The 17395-nt window shown below is 65.6% G+C and carries 14 protein-coding genes; 8 read left to right on the top strand and 6 right to left on the bottom strand.

Going from position 1 to position 17395, the window contains the following annotated elements:
- Positions 1–59 precede the first annotated feature (59 nt).
- Positions 60–1853, top strand: coding sequence for a methyl-accepting chemotaxis protein (locus tag G486_RS21510; protein ID WP_051303113.1), 1794 nt, complete (start codon positions 60–62; stop codon positions 1851–1853).
- 306 nt (positions 1854–2159) lie between these two features.
- Here the strand turns inward: G486_RS21510 and G486_RS0104080 are convergent, their stop codons facing one another.
- The 6 genes from G486_RS0104080 to G486_RS0104110 form a co-directional block, all read right to left on the bottom strand.
- A complete protein-coding gene (locus G486_RS0104080) occupies positions 2160–2705 on the bottom strand; it encodes a hypothetical protein (RefSeq protein ID WP_027014382.1) in 546 nt (181 codons plus the stop codon).
- A 177-nt stretch (positions 2706–2882) separates the two neighbouring features.
- Positions 2883–3749: an HpcH/HpaI aldolase/citrate lyase family protein gene (locus tag G486_RS0104090; RefSeq protein ID WP_027014383.1), complete on the bottom strand. Its 867-nt coding sequence runs from the start codon at positions 3747–3749 to the stop codon at positions 2883–2885.
- 10 nt (positions 3750–3759) lie between these two features.
- Complete coding sequence (locus G486_RS0104095) at positions 3760–5124, bottom strand: MmgE/PrpD family protein (RefSeq protein ID WP_027014384.1); 1365 nt, start codon at positions 5122–5124, stop codon at positions 3760–3762.
- Positions 5125–5176: 52 nt separating this feature from the next.
- Complete coding sequence (locus G486_RS0104100; RefSeq protein WP_027014385.1) at positions 5177–6385, bottom strand: CaiB/BaiF CoA transferase family protein; 1209 nt, start codon at positions 6383–6385, stop codon at positions 5177–5179.
- A gap of 94 nt (positions 6386–6479) precedes the next feature.
- The gene (locus G486_RS0104105) at positions 6480–7646 is read right to left on the bottom strand and encodes an acyl-CoA dehydrogenase family protein (RefSeq protein WP_027014386.1); all 1167 of its coding nucleotides are present in this window, start codon (positions 7644–7646) and stop codon (positions 6480–6482) included.
- 89 nt (positions 7647–7735) lie between these two features.
- Complete coding sequence (locus tag G486_RS0104110) at positions 7736–8638, bottom strand: FAS1-like dehydratase domain-containing protein (protein WP_027014387.1); 903 nt, start codon at positions 8636–8638, stop codon at positions 7736–7738.
- A gap of 189 nt (positions 8639–8827) precedes the next feature.
- Here G486_RS0104110 and G486_RS0104115 point away from each other — a divergent pair, with 189 nt between their 5' ends.
- From G486_RS0104115 to G486_RS0104145, 7 genes are all read left to right on the top strand, one after another.
- Positions 8828–9745: an SDR family NAD(P)-dependent oxidoreductase gene (locus G486_RS0104115; RefSeq protein ID WP_027014388.1), complete on the top strand. Its 918-nt coding sequence runs from the start codon at positions 8828–8830 to the stop codon at positions 9743–9745.
- Positions 9746–9988: 243 nt separating this feature from the next.
- Positions 9989–10894 (top strand): MaoC/PaaZ C-terminal domain-containing protein, encoded by a 906-nt coding sequence (locus G486_RS0104120; protein WP_027014389.1) that lies wholly within the window; start codon positions 9989–9991, stop codon positions 10892–10894.
- Positions 10895–11148: 254 nt separating this feature from the next.
- Positions 11149–11946: an enoyl-CoA hydratase/isomerase family protein gene (locus tag G486_RS0104125; protein ID WP_027014390.1), complete on the top strand. Its 798-nt coding sequence runs from the start codon at positions 11149–11151 to the stop codon at positions 11944–11946.
- Complete coding sequence (locus G486_RS0104130) at positions 11943–13223, top strand: acetyl-CoA hydrolase/transferase family protein (protein WP_027014391.1); 1281 nt, start codon at positions 11943–11945, stop codon at positions 13221–13223. The genes G486_RS0104125 and G486_RS0104130 overlap by 4 nt, the downstream gene beginning before the upstream one ends.
- A 50-nt stretch (positions 13224–13273) precedes the next feature.
- Positions 13274–14482, top strand: coding sequence for an acetyl-CoA C-acetyltransferase (locus tag G486_RS0104135; RefSeq protein WP_027014392.1), 1209 nt, complete (start codon positions 13274–13276; stop codon positions 14480–14482).
- A gap of 225 nt (positions 14483–14707) precedes the next feature.
- The gene (locus tag G486_RS0104140) at positions 14708–15688 is read left to right on the top strand and encodes a Bug family tripartite tricarboxylate transporter substrate binding protein (RefSeq protein WP_034386589.1); all 981 of its coding nucleotides are present in this window, start codon (positions 14708–14710) and stop codon (positions 15686–15688) included.
- Between the two features lie 168 nt (positions 15689–15856).
- Positions 15857–17368, top strand: a complete 1512-nt coding sequence (locus tag G486_RS0104145; RefSeq protein WP_034386591.1) for a class I adenylate-forming enzyme family protein — start codon at positions 15857–15859, stop codon at positions 17366–17368.
- The last annotated feature ends 27 nt before the right edge of the window (positions 17369–17395 follow it).

Consider the following 17395-nt stretch of genomic DNA (forward strand, 5'->3'; position numbering starts at 1 on the left):
CATGCGAGGGACTTTTCATGGATGTCGGCGTTTCAACCATTGAAATCTAGGTGAAGCTCATGAAGCTCAGCGTTAAGAAACTTTTTTCTCTTGCTCTGGCTGTCATGGCCATTGCGCTTGCCGTGGCTGGTTTTTGCATCTACCAGGTCTCCCATTCGGCATCCCTGCTCGCCGAATCCCAGACGGCGCGCTACAACTCCTATCTGCTGGCCGATGAGCTGCGCCAGGGCTCGGATGATCTGAGCCGCCTTGCGCGGACCTATGTGGTCACCGGTGATCCACGCTGGGAGCAGCAGTACGCCGAGCTCTTGGCCATACGCAACGGTCAAAAGCCGCGCCCCAACCAGTACGAGAAAATCTACTGGGACTTTCGCGCTGCCGACATCGACCCGGGTAAGGGCAGCGGCAGTGCCATCTCGCTCAATGATTTGATGAAACATGCGGGGTTCACCGAAAAGGAATTCGGCCTGCTGCACAAGTCCGAGACCGAATCCAACGCGCTGGTCAAGCTCGAGACCACGGCCATGAACATGGTCAAGGGGTTGTACGACGATGGTACGGGCCAGTTCACCATCAAGCGCGAGCCCGACCTGGAGCAGGCCCGCGCCATGGTCCATGGGCACGACTACCACGCGATCAAGGCCCGCATCATGAAGCCGCTCGACGAGTTCCTCACCGTGCTCGACGAGCGGACCTCGGGCGCCGTCGCGGCGGCCGAGCAGACCAAGAATCAGTGGATCTGGGCGCTGGTCTCCATTGCCAGCATGCTGCTCCTGGTAATGATCTTCATGCTCTGGCACATGTATCACCAGATCATGGCTTCGGTGCAGACGGCCATCGAGGCCTCGGACCGCATGGCGCATGGCGATCTTTCACAACGCGTGACCACGCATGGGCTGGAGGAAATCGCGCGCGTGCTGGTCTCTCTTTCCGAGATGCGCGACAACCTGACCCAGGTCGTGGCCACGGTGCGCCAGAACGCCGACAGCGTGGCCACGGCCAGTGCTCAGATCGCCCAGGGCAACAACGACCTGAGCGCACGCACCGAGCAACAGGCCAGCGCGCTCGAAGAGACGGCGGCCTCCATGGAGCAACTGAGCACAACGGTGCGCCAGAACGCAGATAACGCCAGGCAGGCCAACCAGCTCGCGAGCACGGCCTCCACCGTGGCCACGGATGGCGGCGAGGCCGTGAACCGCGTGGTATCGACCATGAAGGACATCCACAGCAGCTCGCAGCGCATTGCCGACATCATCGGCGTCATAGACGGCATTGCCTTCCAGACCAACATCCTTGCACTCAACGCGGCCGTGGAAGCCGCGCGCGCTGGCGAGCAGGGGCGGGGCTTTGCCGTGGTGGCGGGCGAGGTGCGTACCCTGGCCCAGCGCAGTGCAGAAGCCGCCAAGCAGATCAAGGAGCTGATCACGGCCAGTGTGGAGCGCGTGCAGCAAGGCACGACCCAGGTCGACCAGGCAGGTGCGACCATGAACGAAGTGGTCAGCGCCATACGACGCGTGACCGACATCGTCGGCGAGATCAGTGTTGCAAGCAATGAACAAAGCCAGGGCGTGAGCCAGGTCGGCGAGGCCGTGACCCAGATGGACCAGGCCACGCAGCAGAACGCGGCACTGGTCGAGGAGTCGGCAGCGGCCGCCACCCATCTGCAATCCCAGGCGGAAAAGCTGGTCGCAGCCGTTGCCGTATTTCAGCTCGACCCCCAGGCCCATCTACAGCCCGCCCAGCAGCCTGCACTCGCGCCAGCCGCCGCTCAGCCTGCGCGCTCAGGCATGCCGGGTGGACGCTTGTCGTTCAAGAGCCTGGTGCGCAAGACACCGGCCCACGAGCCGGTCTGAGCCGGCGCTTTTAGAACGTGTTTACGATCTCCTCGGCGCCGCGCCAGTGTCTTTGCGGGATGGGATACGAGGCGCGACACCGCAGCAATAGCCGTGCTATTGCGAGGATTCGCAACGCTGTAGACCGCCCGCAAAGGCACTGTCCCGAAGGGTTGGAGCGAAATCGGGCGATTTCTTCGCGCTGTGGCTTGCTTGCACCTCGGTGCAAGCTGCGCCCCATCGCTTTGAACTCATCCCGATTGCGCTCCAACGCGGCAGCGTAGAGATCGTAAACACGTTCTTAGAGGAGGCGCCGGCGGCCTTGTCTCAAAGGCGCTTTTCCTTGGCCTCGATCAGCTTTTGCATGAGCTGGCAGACCTGCTTGGCCTGCTCCTGCGTGATGTCTATGTTTTCGATCACCGAGCGCTTGAACTGTATGCCGCTGACGGCCCCGCTATTCTCCACAAAGCCCAGGGTCAGCGTGCGATTCAGAAAGTAGATCAGCGCAGCTATGCCAAAGCCGAGCAGCATCACCAGCAGGCCGGCCACGGGGCTGCGGGCCAGCATGGGCAGGCCCATGAAGATGGCCATGGCGCTGATGGCTGCAGCCGTCTTCCAGGGCTTGTGATAGCCATAGTAGGTCGAGCAAATGCCTTGCAGCGGAATCAGGCGCGACTGGGTCCCCGACAGCGATGCGCTGCTGAACTCCAGGCGCTCGCTGCCCACGAGAATGGTGGTTGTGGGATCGATGTTCACCTTGGAAAGAATCCAGGCCACGAGACCGCCCTCGCGTCCGGTGATGGCAATGTGATTGCCCTGATTGTCTATGGGCTGCTCGCTGGCTTTCCAGGCTTTGATGACTAATGCGCTCATGCAGACTATCTCCTTGAGATGGATTGGATCGGAGCCTGTTCCATGGCGTTTTGGCGCTGTGTCAACAGGCGAAGCCCGTGATTACAACATGTTGCATCGCTGATATGCCTGCTTCGGCAGTGAACAATGATTGCTCCTCCATCAAGGCCAGCCTCTGATTCTCGGGCATGGACGCCTTCACGGGCCTGCGCGTTGCAAGGCCTTGGCGTGGCGCTGCAAGACCTGCTCTGCACGCTTGAGCATGGGCGCGTCGATCATGCGCCCGTCGAGCACGCAGACCCCACCTCCAGCTTCGCTCAACGCCTGTTGCACTCTGCGCGCCTGGACCACTGCGGCCTCGTCGGGATCGAAGACTGCGTGCAGCGGCGCCACCTGGGCCGGGTGTATGCACAGCTTGCCGCCAAAGCCCATGCGCAGCGCACGCTGTGCATCGTGCTGCAGACGCTCGGGGTGGACGGTGTCCACGGTCACCCCGTCCACGGGGGCAGCAAGGCCCGCGCGGCGGGAGGCCAGCACCAGGGCCATGCGCACAGGCAGCAGCTCCTGCTCGTCAAGGCTGCAGTCCATGCCTGCGTCGACCTGAAAATCCAGGTGGCCGAAGACCAGGCGCACGGCGCACGGCGTTCTGGCGATCTCGTCCACGGCGTCGAGCCCCGCCACGCTTTCGATCAGCGGCACGATGGCCGCCCGGGGGCCTGCCGCAGCGGCCACGGCCAGCAGGGTGGCAGCGCTTTCGGCCTTGGGCAGCACGGCACCGCAAAGGCCCTGCTGCACGAGCCCGGCCAGAGCCTGCACATCCTCCTCATGCCAGGGTGTCTGCGCGGCGTTGATGCGTACCAGCAGGCGCATGCGGCTGGCCGGCAGCAAGCCCTGGATGGCCTGGACCAGGGCCTGGCGCGCGCCATTCTTGTCACCCGGGGCCACGGCATCCTCCCAGTCGGCGATGACCATGTCGGTGCCGCTGGCCAGGGCCTTGCCAAGACGCTCGGGCCGGGAAGCCGGAACGAACAGGAATGAGCAGGCCTGTTGAAGCAAGTCGTACATATGCTGCGACCTAAGCAAGCAAGTGCCCGATGCGGTCCATGGCAGCCACCTGCCACAGCTGCTGCACCGCCTGCTGCACCCGCTCTGCCGGCAACGCACTGCCATAGGCGGCCAGGCGCAAGGCCTTGGCGGTGATTTCCTCGCGGCTCAAGGTGTTGCCCGGGTCGCCCTTGGGTTCGTCCACCCGGCCGTGCAGGCTGCGTCCATCCGTGGTCTGCACCGTCACCTTGCCAATCCAGCGTTGGGGGTAGGCGGCATCCACTTCGGGGTCCAGCACCATGCTGACCTTGTCGCGCATGGCCACAGTGTCGGCCGCCAGGTACTGGGTGTCGAACTCGGTCAACCCCGCATGCCCAAAGCGTGCCGCCAGCGCCAGCACCGTGCCCATGGAGAACTTGCTCTGGTGCACCGTGACGGGCGAGGTGACAGGCCCCAGCACATCGATGGCGCCCTGGTGCACATGGCAGATGACTTGCGCGATATCGCCCAACGCCACCCCATGCTGCTGCATGACCTGCAGCAAGGCATCGGCCGCCGGATGGGTGTGGCGGCAGGAGGCATGCCATTTGAAGCTGGTCTCGGCCGTGGCCCAGCGCGTGCCCAAACCATCGGTGAGCTTGGCGGGGTTGCTGTCGCTGGACATGCCGGCCGCCAGGCCCTGGGGGCCGGTGAAGATGTCCTGCGCGCCGGTGAAGCCATCCTGTGCCAGATAGGCCGCCATCAAACCCGCCGATGCCGCATGTGCCGTGTGCAGCTGTTTGCTGTCGGCAGCGGTGCGCAAAAACTCCCACAGGCCGGCGGACTGCGTGCCGGCAGAGCCGAATGCATGCTGCATTTGCAGCGGCGTCAGCCCCAGCAGATTGCCCACGGCTGCGGCCGCAGCCAAGGTGCCGGCCGTGCCCGTGGTGTGGAAGATTTTGTAGTGGCTGCGGCCCAGAAACTCGCCCACGCGTATGCCCACCTCGTAGCCGGCCACGCAGGCCGCCATCAGCTGCGCGCCGCTGGCGCCCATGCTCTGGGCCACGGCCACGGCCGCCGGAAACACCACGGCCGCGGGGTGGAACACCGAACCGTTGTGCACATCGTCCTGCTCGGCCACATGCGAGGCGGCGGCGTTGGCCAGGGCGGCCATCATGGGCGAGGTGGTGGCGCTTTGGCCTATGACCTCGCAAGGGCCTTGGGCCGGCCCTTGCGACAGCGCAAAGCGCGCCAGGCTCAGCACCGGGCGGGCACCTTGCCCGGCCAGCACCGAGCCGAACCAGTCCACCCACAGGTCTTCGGCCTTGCGCTGCACGGCGGCGGGCACATCGCTCCAGGCGAGCGTGGCGGCGAACTGGGCCAGCGGATGCACCGCCACCTGGCTTTCTTGCTTCATATCGGTCTCCAGCGCAGCCTGCATCTGCATGGGCTGCTCTTGTTTTAGGGTTTTAAACATCCATGGCCTTGGCGCTTTGCGCCTGCTGCAGCGCCCCGATCTGTTCGGCACTCCAGCCCAGCTCGGCCAGGATGGCGGCGTTGTGCTGGCCCACGGCAGGTATGGGGTCCATGCGGTAGTCAAAGGCGCTGTTCACGCCCGGAGGCAGCAGGGCCGGCACCTCGCCCACGGGCGTGGCCACAGAGCGCCAGCGCTGGCGCGCAGCCAGCTGCGGATGGGCCCACAGCCCCGCCATATCGTTGACATGGGCGTTGGCAATGCCGGCCGCATCCAGGCGCTGCACCACCTGGGCCGAAGTCAGTTGCGCGAACTCCTGCAGAATCAGTTCCTGCAATTCCGCCCTGTTGGCATTGCGCTGGGCATTGCTGTGAAAGCGCGCATCCACGGCCACCTCGGGGCGCAACAGCACCTGGTCGCAAAACACCTTCCATTCGCGCTCGTTCTGCAGGCCCAGCATCACCGTGCCGCCGTCGCCGGCCGTGAATGGCCCATAGGGGTAGATGCTGGCGTGCGAGGCCCCGGTGCGCGGTGGCGGCGTGGCGCCGTCGTAGGCGTAGTACAGCGGGTAGCCCATCCACTCGCCCATGGCTTCGAGCATGGAGACGTCGATATGGCTGCCCTCGCCCGTTCTGCCGCGCAGCAGCAGGGCCGAGAGGATGTTGGTGTAGGCATACATGCCTGCCGCAATATCGGCCACCGAGATGCCGGACTTGCTCGGTGTCTCCGGCGTGCCGGTGACGGACAGAAAACCCGCCTCGCTCTGGATCAGCAGGTCATAGGCTTTTTTGTCGCGGTAGGGGCCGTCGCTGCCATAACCGCTGATGTCGCAAACGATGAGCCTGGGGTTGTGCGCCTTCAAGTCCGCATACGACAGCCCCATACGCGCCGCAGCGCCGGGCGCCAGGTTTTGCACCAGCACATCGGCCGTCTTCAGCAGCTCCAGCAGTGCTGCCTTGGCCTGGGGCAGCTTCACATCCAGCGCCAGGCTTTGCTTGCTGCGGTTGATCCAGGTGAAGTGCGAGGACTGGCCCTTCACGCGCTGGTCATAGCCGCGCGCAAAGTCGCCGCTGCCGGGCCGCTCCACCTTGATCACGCGCGCGCCCAGATCGGCCAGCTGGCGCGTGCAAAACGGTGCGGCCACCGCATGTTCCAGCGAGACCACGGTGATGCCATCCAGAGGGCGAATTGCTTGTTTTGTCATCTTGTCGATCCACGGTGAATGCCAACGGTAAGGCCCTGCCCCTCACCCCAACCCTCTCCCCGAAGGGGCGAGGGCGTAAAGCCGGGGGTGTGCATCAAAACGATCGGGGCAAGCCCAAGAGGTGCTCGGCCACGTAGGAGAAGATCAAGTTGGTAGAAATCGGCGCCACCTGGTACAGGCGCGTCTCACGGAATTTGCGCTCCACGTCGTATTCGCAGGCAAAGCCAAAGCCGCCGTGGAATTGCAGACAGGCATTGGCCGCTTCCCAGCTGGCCTTGGCCGCCAGGTACTTGGCCATATTCGCCTGGGCGCCCATTTGCTCATGTTTGTCGAACAGCTCGCAGGCCTTCCAGCGCATCAGATTCGCGGCCTCCAGTTCGATAAATGTCTCGGCGATGGGGAATTGCACGCCCTGGTTCTGGCCAATGGGGCGGCCAAACACCTGGCGGTCCTTCACATACTTGGTGACACGGTCCATGAACCAGTAGCCGTCGCCTATGCACTCGGCGGCAATCAGGGTGCGCTCGGCATTCAGGCCATCGAGGATGTATTTGAAGCCCTTGCCTTCCTCGCCAATCAGGTTCTCTGCCGGGATCTCCAGGTTCTCGAAGAACAGCTCATTGGTCTCGTGGTTGACCATATTGGGAATGGGCCGCACCGTCATGCCGTTTTGCTCGGCCTCGCGCAGGTCCACCATAAAGATGGACATGCCCTCGCTCTTCTTGGTCACCTCGGCCAGCGGTGTGGTGCGGGCCAGCAAGATCATGAAGTCGCTGTGCTGTATGCGGCTGATCCACACCTTCTGGCCGTTGATGACGTAGCGGTCATCCTTTTTCACCGCGCTGGTCTTGATCTTGGTGGTGTCGGTGCCGGTAGTGGGCTCGGTCACGCCCATGGACTGCAGCCGCCATTCGCCGCTGGCAATCTTTGGCAGGTATTTGTCCTTTTGCGCCTTGGAACCATGGCGCAGCAGCGTGCCCATGTTGTACATCTGGCCGTGGCAGGCGCCGGAGTTGCCACCGCAGCGGTTGATCTCTTCCATGATGACCGAGGCCTCGGTCAGCCCCAGTCCCGAGCCGCCGTATTCCTGCGGAATCAGTGCCGCCAGCCAGCCCGCTCCGGTCAGCGCGTTGACAAAGGTTTCGGGGTAGGCGCGTGCCTCGTCCACCTTGCGGAAATACTCGTCCGGAAACTGCTTGCACAGGTCGCGAATGGCATCGCGAATTTCGGGGTAGTTGTTGCTCAGTGTCTTTTCGATCATGGCGTTGTCTCTTCCAGCTTTTTCAAGCTTTTTAGGCCTCTCACGCTTGCTGCATATGCACAAGCAGCTCTTGTTTCGATAGTCCTGCTTCAGGCCAGCACAGCCGTGGCCTGCATGGTCAGCCAGCCCTCGTGGTCCTGGGCCCAGAGCTCCACGGTCTTGCCGTCCTGCGAGGGCTTGCCATGGACGCTGAAGGCATGCAGATCAAACGTGGGGCGCACGGCCCGGAAATCGAAGCTGAGCAGTTGTGCCTGGGGCAGATGGCGGCGCAGCAGATCGACCAGCAGCGTGGCAATCAAGGGGCCGTGCACGATGAGGCCGGGGTAGCCCTCGACCTGGGTGACGTACTGGCGGTCATAGTGGATGCGGTGGCCGTTGAAGGTCAGGGCCGAATAGCGGAACAGCAGCACATCATCGGGAACCATGGTGCGCGACCATGCGGCCTGGCCGGCCAGCGGCGGTGTTTGCGGCGCGGGCGCGGCTTCGCCGGGCTGGGCCAGCGGGCGGTAGACGATGTCGTGCTCCTCGGTCAGCGCCAGGCCGCTGGCATTGCGGAACTGGTGCTCCACCTGCACAAACAGCAGCTCGCCCGAGCGCCCGGCCTTGTGCTTGACGGACTGTATGGTGGAGACACGCTCCACCTCCTGCCCGACCGCCAGCGCATTGCCCGCCTCCCAGCGCAACCGGCCACCGGCCCACATGCGGCGCGGCAGCGGCACGGGAGGCAGAAAACCACCGCGCAGCGGGTGGCCATCGGGACCGATTTCGCTTTGGCGTGCGTGGGGCAAAAAGTACATCCAATGCCACAGCGGCGGCAAGGCTGTACCTGCCACCGGCGCTGGGTCAGCACGGTCCAGCGTGGCCGCCATGGCCGCCACGGGCGCCGCAGCCACCAGGTCGACGCGCGACTCGCTCTTGCCCTGCCAGGTCTGAAGATGCGCCTGCATGGCGGCATCGATGGTTGCATGTTGCGGTTCTGTCATGGCTGCCATGGTCAGGCCAGCGCCAGCGGCAGGCAAGCTGCGTTTGTGAAAGCGTGTCTTCGGCTCTGCCTAAGGGCCTGCATCAGGTGCTGGTTTCACATTGCCGAAGCCCGCCCTTGGGATTGGCAAATGGCGCCCAGCGCGGTTTGCCGGCATGCTCAAGCCATATCTCCCAACCACAGAAAAGGACGACAAACCATGGCCCAGAAGATGATGCAAGACAAGGTCGTCGTAGTGACCGGCGCCGGCGGCGGCATAGGCCGAGACATTGCCTTGGCCATGGCCGCAGCGGGTGCCAAGGTGGTGGTCAACGACATCGGCACCTCCACCACCGGCGAAGGCACGGACGCCGGCCCGGCACAGAAAGTGGTGAACGAAATCAAGGCCGCTGGCGGCCAGGCCGTGGCCAATACCGACAGCGTGTCGGAAGCGGTGAGTGCCGGCCGCATCGTGCAATGCGCCGTGGACAGCTTTGGCCGCATCGACGGCATCGTCAACAACGCCGGCATTCTGCGCGACCGCTTCTTCCACAAGATGAGCCTGGACGAGTGGGATGCCGTCATCAAGGTCCACCTCTACGGCAGCTACTACATGAGCCGCGCCGCAGCCAACCACTTCAAGGAGCAGGAAAGCGGCGCCCTGGTGCACATGACCTCCACCTCCGGCCTGATCGGCAATCTGGGCCAGGCCAACTACAGCGCCGCCAAGCTGGGTTTGACCGCCCTGTCCAAGTCGATTGCGCTGGACATGGCCAAGTTCCATGTGCGCTCCAACTGCATCGCCCCCTTTGCCTGGAGCCGCATGATTGGCTCCATCCCCACCGACACCCCCGAGCAGCAGGCGCGCGTGGCCAAGATCCAGCAGATGACGCCCAACAAGATCGCACCGCTGGCGGTCTATCTGCTGTCCGACCAGGCCAAGGATGTGAACGCCCAGGTCTTTGCCGTGCGCAACAACGAGATCTTTCTGATGAGCCAGCCCCGCCCGCTGCGCTCGGTACACCGCAGCGAAGGCTGGACTCCGGAGTTCATTGCCGAGCATGGCATGCCGGCGCTCAAGGCCTCGTTTGTGCCCATGGATCGCTCTGCGGATGTGTTCAGTTGGGATCCGATCTGACGGCTCCCCCCTGAGTCGCCTTCGGCGCCTTCCCCCAAGGGGGACGACAGCCTCGCTGCGGGTCGGCCCTTGCTCGCTGTCTGCTGGCCTGGGCTACGCCAGTTTTGTGCGCCACGCCCTGACTTGACTCCCTCACCCCCTTGGGGGAGAGGGTAGGGGTGAGGGGGCCCCGCACAGCAAGGTGTTCGTTGGATGCGCCGCATCACAAGCACTCCCATCGCGAATCACTTCGAGGAGCCATCCATGGCCATTGACTACCACCACCTCAAGGCGCGCCAGTTTGCGCCTGTGCGCCAGAGTTACAGCGCACGCGACAGCATGTTGTATGCGCTCAGCCTGGGCCTGGGCAATGACCCGCTGGACCACAGCGCCCTGCCCTATGTGTACGAGGGCAAGGACGGCCAGGGCCTGCTCACCCTGCCTTCGCAGGCCGTGGTGCTGGGCTACCCCGGCTTTTGGGCGCGCGAGCCCGATACCGGCATTGACTGGGTCAAGCTGCTGCATGGCGAGCAGCGCATGCGGCTGCACCGGCCGCTGCCGCCGGCGGCAGAGGTGGTGGGCCACAACCGCATCACCCATTTGACGGACAAGGGCGAAGGCAAGGGCTGCATCATGGTGACCGAGCGCCGCCTGGAAACCGCAGCCGGCGAATTGCTGGCCACCGTGCAGCAGGTCTCGTTCTTGCGCGGTGATGGCGGCTACAGCCAAACCGGCCAAGCAGGCGGCGGCCAACCCAGCGATGCCCCACTGCCCGCGCTGCAGCCCACACCCGAAGACCGCGCCCCGGACTTCACCGACATCCAGCCCACCCGCCCCGAGGCCGCCCTGCTCTACCGCCTCAGCGGTGACTACAACCCCTTGCATGCCGACCCTGCCGTGGCCCAGGCCGCAGGCTTTGAGCGCCCCATTTTGCATGGCCTTGCCAGCTATGGCCTGGTCGCCCGCGCCCTGCTGCGCCAGTGCGCGGGCGGCAATGCCACAGGCTTCAGGGCACTGGACATTCGCTTTGCCTCGCCGGTGTTCCCAGGTGAGACCCTGGTCACCGAAATCTGGCGCGTGCCCGGCAGCCCCAGCCACTACCAGCTGCGCGCCAAGGTGCAGGAGCGGGACAAGGTGGTGCTGAGCCATGGCTTCGCGGAGGTGGTGTGAACACCCCCCTGAGGCGCGTTGCGCCTTCCCCCCGCTCTCGCATCGCTACGCGCTGCGGGCAGGGGGACGACAGCCTCGCGGCGGGACGGCCCTTGCTCGCTGTCTCTGGCGAAAGGGGCGTGGCACAGGGCGCGCCAGTTTCGAGCGCTGCACCCTTGGTTTTGCTCCCTCGCCCGCTTGCGGGAGAGGGTGGGGGTGAGGGGGATGCCCCGCCTGCACATTCCACTTTTTCTTCTTTTTGATTGGCACCATCCATGAACCACTCTGCCGTATTGACCACCGTGGAAAACGGTGTGGGAACCATCACCCTCAACCGCCCCGAGGCGCGCAATGCCCTGGGCCTGGAAGTGCGCGACGGGCTGGCGCGGGCTGTGGTCCAGATGCGCGATGACGCGGATGTGCACACCGTGGTGCTCACCGGCGCCGGCGGGGCCTTTTGCTCGGGCGGCGACATCAGCCTGATGCTGAACAGCCAGCAGGGCAGCGTGGCCCACCGCGAGCGCATGCGCGCCCTGCACCAGTGGTTTGCCGAGCTGGTGAACATGGAAAAGCCGGTGATTGCCGCCGTGGATGGCCCGGCCTTTGGCGCAGGCCTGAGCCTGGCCCTAGCCGCCGACTTTGTGCTTGCCACGCGCCGCGCCAAGTTCTGCGCCGTGTTTGGCCGCATAGGCCTGGTGCCCGATCTGGGTGCCATGCAGCTGCTGCCGCGCATTGTGGGTCTGCAAAAGGCCAAGGAGCTGGTCTTCACCGCGCGCACCGTGGGTGCGGACGAGGCCAAGGCCTTGGGCATGGTCTACGACATCGTGGAAGACGCCGCAGCGCTGCAGCAGGCCACCCAGCAGCTGGCCGCCCGCTTTGCCGGCGCGTCCACAGTGGCCATCGGCATGGCCAAAAACATCATGCACCAGGCCTTTGAGCTGAACGCCCATGCCATGGCCGAGCTGGAAGCCAGCGCACAAGCCATTTGCCGTGGCTCCGACTACCACCTGGATGCAATTGAGCGCTTCAAAAACAAGCAGCCGCTGCGCTTTGACTGGGACCGCAAGGAATGAGCCCGCTTACCGCACGGCTGCAAGCCTTGCTGCGCCCCGGTGACAGCTTGTGGTGGGGCCAGGCCACGGCCGAGCCGCTGACGCTGACCCGCGCCCTGGTGCAGCACCGCCATGCGCTGGCCCAAGGCGGCCGGCTGCAGGTGTTTGTGGGCCTGGGCCTTTCGGACACGCTGCAGCCCGCACATGCCGATGTACTGGATTTTCTGGGCTATGCCGCCAGCGGCCCCCACCGTGCGCTGGCCCAGGCCGGTGTGCTGGACATCATTCCCGCCCATTACTCGCAGTTCCCGCCGCTGCTGGAGCGTGGTGCGCTTTCGGCCGATGTGGTGTTCCTGCAAGTGTCACCGCCTGATTCCCTGGGCCGCCACAGCCTGGGCCAGGTGCGTGAATACCTGCCCGCCGCCATGGCGTGCGCCCGCGTCATCGTGGGCGAGGTCCACCCCGATGTGCCATGGACCACCGGCGGCCCCTATCTGCAGGCCGGGGATTTTGATTTGCTTGTGGACTCCGACACCGCCCTGCCCGACATGGCGCGCACCGCGCCCGGCGCCGCAGAGCAGACGATTGCGGCCTATATTGCCAGCCTGGTCGAAGACGGCAGCTGCCTGCAACTGGGCGTGGGCAATCTGCCGGAGGCCGTGCTGGCCGCACTGCGCCAGCACAAAGACCTGGGCCTGCACAGCGGCGCCATTGGCGACGGCGTGGTCGCCCTGGCCGAGGCCGGTGTACTCACCCATGCGCGCAAAAACATAGACCCCGGCGTGGGCACGGCAGGCGTGCTCATGGGCGGAGCGCGGCTGCGCCAATGGGCCCATCACAACCCCCAGCTGCAGCTGCGCGACACCGGCTACACCCACCACCCCGAGGTGCTGGCGGGCATGGACAAGCTGGTGGCCATCAACGCCGCCATCGAGGTGGACCTGACGGGGCAGATCAATGCCGAGGTCGCCGGCGGCGTCTATATGGGCGCCGTGGGCGGGGCGGTGGACTTTCTGCGTGGCGCTGCCCGCAGCAAGGGCGGCCTGCCGATTGTGGCCCTGCCCTCCACCGCCAAGGCCCACAGCCGCATCGTGGCCAGCCTCTCCGGCCCGGTGAGCACGCCGCGCGCCGATGCCGGCTTGATCGTCACCGAGCATGGCGTGGCCGACCTGCGCGGCCAGCCGCTGTCCCGGCGCGTGCGCCGTCTGATAGACATTGCCGCACCCGCGCACCAGGAGCATTTGGAGCGAGAGGCCCATGGCCTGCTGCGCCAATGCGGGGCGGCTTTTCCCCATTGAGCTGCCGCCCTCATTCCCCCATCACCACATCACCACCAGGAGTCCACCCCATGCGCCGTGCCGCCATTGTTTCCCCGCTTCGCACCCCCGTCGGTACTTTCGGCGGCAGTCTGCGCCCCGTTCCCGTGGAGGAGCTGGCCGCCACCACGGTACGTGCCGTGGTGGCCCAAAGCGGCATAGACCCCGCCCGCATCGATGATGTGGTGTTTGCCCAGTCCTACGCCAGCAGCGAGACGCCTTGCGTGGGCCGCTGGGCCGCGCTGCAGGCCGGCCTGCCGGTGGAGGTGCCAGGCATGCAGCTGGACCGCCGCTGCGGCGGTGGCCTGCAGGCCATTGCCACGGCCGCCATGATGGTGCAAAGCGGCGCAGCCGATGTGGTGATTGCCGGCGGCGTAGAGAGCATGAGCAACATCGAGTACTACAGCCCCGATATGCGCTGGGGTGCGCGCTCGGGCAATGTGCGCATGTTTGACCGCCTGGACCGTGGCCGCGAGCGCTCCCAGCCTGTGGAGCGCTTTGGCAAGATCTCGGGAATGATCGAGACGGCAGAGAACCTGGCCCGCGACTACGGCATCACGCGCGACGCGGCCGACGCCTTTGCCATGCGCAGCCACCAGCGTGCAGCCGATGCCTGGGCCGCCGGCCGCTTCAACGATGAGGTCGTTCCCGTGTCCGTGCCCCAGCGCAAGGGCGAGCCCCTGCTGTTCAGCCAGGACGAGGGCTTTCGCGCCGCCACCACCATGGACAGCCTGGCCAAGCTGCGTGTGCTGATGCCGGGCGGCACGGTGACGGCAGGCAATGCCAGCCAGCAAAACGATGCATCGGCCGCCTGCCTGATCGTGGCCGAGGACAAGCTGGCCGAGCTGGGCCTCACGCCCATGGCCGCCATGGTGGGCTGGGCGGCTGCAGGCTGCGAGCCCTCGCACATGGGCATAGGCCCTGTGCCGGCTGTGAAAAAGCTGCTGTCGCGCCTGCATCTGACGCTGGACGATATGGACCTGGTGGAGCTGAACGAGGCCTTTGCCTGCCAGGTGCTGGCCGTGCTCAAGGGCTGGGAGTGGCATGACCAGGCCGCCATCGAACACAAGCTGAATGTGAACGGCTCCGGCATCTCGCTGGGCCACCCCATTGGCGCCACCGGCGTGCGCATTCTGGCCACGCTGCTGCACGAGCTGGAGCGGCGCAAGGGCCGCTATGGCCTGGAGACCATGTGCATAGGCGGCGGCCAGGGCATTGCCGCTGTGTTCGAGCGCTACTGAGAGCGTGAACACGCTCTGAGACCGCAGCTCCCGGAGAGCTGCGGGCCTTGCCGTGCGCGCTGTGTATGTCTCATGGGTAAACCCTTGCTAAGAACACGCTAACCCGGGCTTAGTCAAAAGCAGATTCCCGTCTGTTGGGACACCACGCAAGATGGATGTGTGCGCTGTTCGCGGCTCGCCGTGCTCCGGCGTTTTCATCCAAGCAGATCGAAGGAGACAAGCCTCATGATTCATTCCTCTCGTCGCCGTCTGGTCGCGGCCCTGGCCCTGAGCGGCTTTGCGTTTTCCCCCGCGCCCGGCCTGGCCCAGGACGGCCAGCCTCTGCGCCTCGTCGTCGGCTATTCGGCAGGCGGCCCAGTGGACCAGGGTGCGCGTCTGTTGGCCCAGGCCCTGGGCAAGGAGCTGGGCACCATCGTGGTCGTGGACAACAAGCCTGGCGCCAACGCCACGCTTGCAGGCAGCGATGTGGTGCGCTCCAGGCCCGACGGGCTGACCCTGTGGTTTGCGGCCAGCCCCACGATCACCATCAGCCCCAACGTAATGCGCAAGATGAGCTTCGATCCCGCGCGTGATCTCACGCCCGTGGCTCCCGTGCTCAGCTATTACAACGTGCTCGTGGTCAACAACGGCGAGCCCTACAAGACCACGCAGGAGCTCGTGGCCTATGCGAAGGCGCATCCGCAAAGGCTCAACTACGGCTCGGCCGGCGTGGGCGGCTCGAACCATCTGGGCGCCTTGCTGTTCGCGCGCCGCAGCGGCATAGAGATGAACCACATCCCCTACAAAGGCAACGCTCCGGCCATGACCGATGTGATCGGCGGCCAGCTCAGCATGATGATGGACATCATCAGCACGGCCAGCAACTACATCCATGGCGGCAAGGTGCGTGCGATTGCCGTGACCTCGCCCGAGCGCAACAGCTCTCTGCCCGATGTGCCCACGATTGCCGAATCCGGCATCGAAGGGCTCCAGGGCTTTGATGTGGGCGGCTGGTACGGTGTCTATGGGCCCAAGGGCCTGCCGCCCGATGTCGTGGCCCGGCTCAACCAGAAGATCAACGCGGCCCTGGCCCAGCCCGAGCTCAGAAGGCGCTTCAAGGAGCTCGGCTATGAGGAGTGGCTGGGCGAGCCCGCACGGCTGGCCGAGCGCGCGGCCAGGGAGCGCGCGATGTGGGCCACCGTGACGCAGGGAATCACCGTGGATTGATTGCTCCCTTGAGAGCGTGTTTGCGATCTCTACGCAGGCGCGCCGCGAGGAGATCGCAAACACGCTCTGAGCCGCCCGCGCCGCCATCCCGCACAGGAGAAGGCCGGGGCGAGAGGTTTCGCGCAGAACACCGTGCTTGATTTTGGTTTTTGGAAAGCGCAAAAGAATATGAGTCATCAACGCATACACCATCTGCTGGACCGCTGGCTGGACGAAGCCCCGCAGCGCCCCTTCATCCATCTGGCCGACGGCCGCAGCCTGAGCTTTGCCGACCTGGGGGCGCTCACCGACAAGGCCGAGGCCGAGCTGCGCGCGCTGGATGTGCGCGCCGGCGACCGCGTGCTGGTCGTGGCCGAGAACTGCCCCGAGCATGCGGCCCTGATCCTGGCCTGCAGCCGCGTCGGCGCCTGGTCCTGCGGCGTCAATGCGCGCATGGCTGCAGGCGAGATCGACGGTTTTGCGGCCAAGGCCGATGCGCGCATCGTGTACTTCACGAGCGCCGAATCGCAGAGCGCAGCGGCCCATGCGCGCCGCTTCGGCGCCGTGGACTCGGTGCTCGACGGCATGCAGCACAGCCCCGTGCGCAGCCAAGCCAGGGCCGAGACCGGAGCGCTGCAGGGCGAGGTTGCGGCCCTGATCTTCACCTCGGGCACTACGGGAACGCCCAAGGGCGTGATGGTCGGCCATGATGCGCTTGCGCATTTCGCGCGCGTCTCGGCCGCCTCGCGCAGCCTCGGGCCCGGGGACCGCAGCTATGCGTTCGTGCCCATGACGCATATCTTCGGCCTGGGCACGGTACTGCTGGCCTCGCTGCATGCGGGCGCCGAGCTGGTCGTGCGCCCGCAGTTCGATCCCGCCGATCTGCTGCAGGCGCTGGCTGAGCACCGCATCTCCCAGCTGCAAGGCCCGCCGGCGCTGTTCGCGCGCCTGCTCGCCCACATGCAGCAGCAGGGACTGCAGCGGCCGCCGGCCCCGGCACTGCGCTATCTGTACACGGGCGCGGGCCCGCTGGATCTGGCGCTCAAGCAGCGCGTGGAGGCCGCCTTTGGCCAGACCCTGCACCACGGCTACGGGCTGTCGGAATACGCAGGCTCGGTCCACCTTACGCGTGAAAGCGAACAACGCGCCGACACCAGCGCCGGTTACCAGGTTGAAGGCGCCGAGGTCAAGGTGGTGGATGCGGCCACGGGCCGCAGCCTGGGCTGCGGCGAACGCGGCGAGCTCTGGCTTCGCGGCCGGGGGCTGATGAAAGGCTATTTCCGCGACCCCGAGGCCACGGCTGCCGTGATGCGCGAAGGCGGCTGGTATGCGAGCGGCGATCTGGGCGAGCTGCAGGCCGACGGCGCGCTGTTCGTGGTCGGCAGGCTCAAGGAGATGATCATCCGCTCAGGCTTCAACGTCTACCCGGCCGAGGTCGAGCTCGCGCTGAACCAGCTGCCCGGCGTGCAGCGCAGCGCCGTCGTCGGCCGCCCCGGGCAGGATGGCAACGAGGAAATCATTGCCTTTGTGGAGCTGCAGCCCGGCGCCTCGCTGGACCTGGCTGCGGCCCGCAGCCATTTGCGCGAGCAGCTCGCTCCCTACAAGCTGCCCTCCCATATCCAGGCCCTGGACGAGCTGCCCATGAGCACCAATGGCAAGCTGCTCAAGCGTGTGCTGCAGGAGCAGGCGCGGGGGCTTTGAGGGCCCGGAAACCTCGCGCAACAGCGG

Source organism: Comamonas composti DSM 21721, assembly GCF_000429845.1.
Classification (GTDB): domain Bacteria; phylum Pseudomonadota; class Gammaproteobacteria; order Burkholderiales; family Burkholderiaceae_C; genus Comamonas; species Comamonas composti.

Bases quoted from the DNA above. Each gene is read 5' to 3' on its own strand.
- G486_RS0104135 (WP_027014392.1), top strand. From the start codon at position 13,274: ATGCGCCGTGCCGCCATTGTTTCCCCGCTTCGCACCCCCGTCGGTACT.
- G486_RS0104095 (WP_027014384.1), bottom strand. From the start codon at position 5,124: ATGAAGCAAGAAAGCCAGGTGGCGGTGCATCCGCTGGCCCAGTTCGCC.
- G486_RS0104080 (WP_027014382.1), bottom strand. From the start codon at position 2,705: ATGAGCGCATTAGTCATCAAAGCCTGGAAAGCCAGCGAGCAGCCCATA.
- G486_RS0104140 (WP_034386589.1), top strand. From the start codon at position 14,708: ATGATTCATTCCTCTCGTCGCCGTCTGGTCGCGGCCCTGGCCCTGAGC.
- G486_RS0104125 (WP_027014390.1), top strand. From the start codon at position 11,149: ATGAACCACTCTGCCGTATTGACCACCGTGGAAAACGGTGTGGGAACC.
- G486_RS0104090 (WP_027014383.1), bottom strand. From the start codon at position 3,749: ATGTACGACTTGCTTCAACAGGCCTGCTCATTCCTGTTCGTTCCGGCT.
- G486_RS0104130 (WP_027014391.1), top strand. From the start codon at position 11,943: ATGAGCCCGCTTACCGCACGGCTGCAAGCCTTGCTGCGCCCCGGTGAC.
- G486_RS0104105 (WP_027014386.1), bottom strand. From the start codon at position 7,646: ATGATCGAAAAGACACTGAGCAACAACTACCCCGAAATTCGCGATGCC.
- G486_RS21510 (WP_051303113.1), top strand. From the start codon at position 60: ATGAAGCTCAGCGTTAAGAAACTTTTTTCTCTTGCTCTGGCTGTCATG.
- G486_RS0104120 (WP_027014389.1), top strand. From the start codon at position 9,989: ATGGCCATTGACTACCACCACCTCAAGGCGCGCCAGTTTGCGCCTGTG.
- G486_RS0104110 (WP_027014387.1), bottom strand. From the start codon at position 8,638: ATGGCAGCCATGACAGAACCGCAACATGCAACCATCGATGCCGCCATG.
- G486_RS0104115 (WP_027014388.1), top strand. From the start codon at position 8,828: ATGGCCCAGAAGATGATGCAAGACAAGGTCGTCGTAGTGACCGGCGCC.
- G486_RS0104145 (WP_034386591.1), top strand. From the start codon at position 15,857: ATGAGTCATCAACGCATACACCATCTGCTGGACCGCTGGCTGGACGAA.
- G486_RS0104100 (WP_027014385.1), bottom strand. From the start codon at position 6,385: ATGACAAAACAAGCAATTCGCCCTCTGGATGGCATCACCGTGGTCTCG.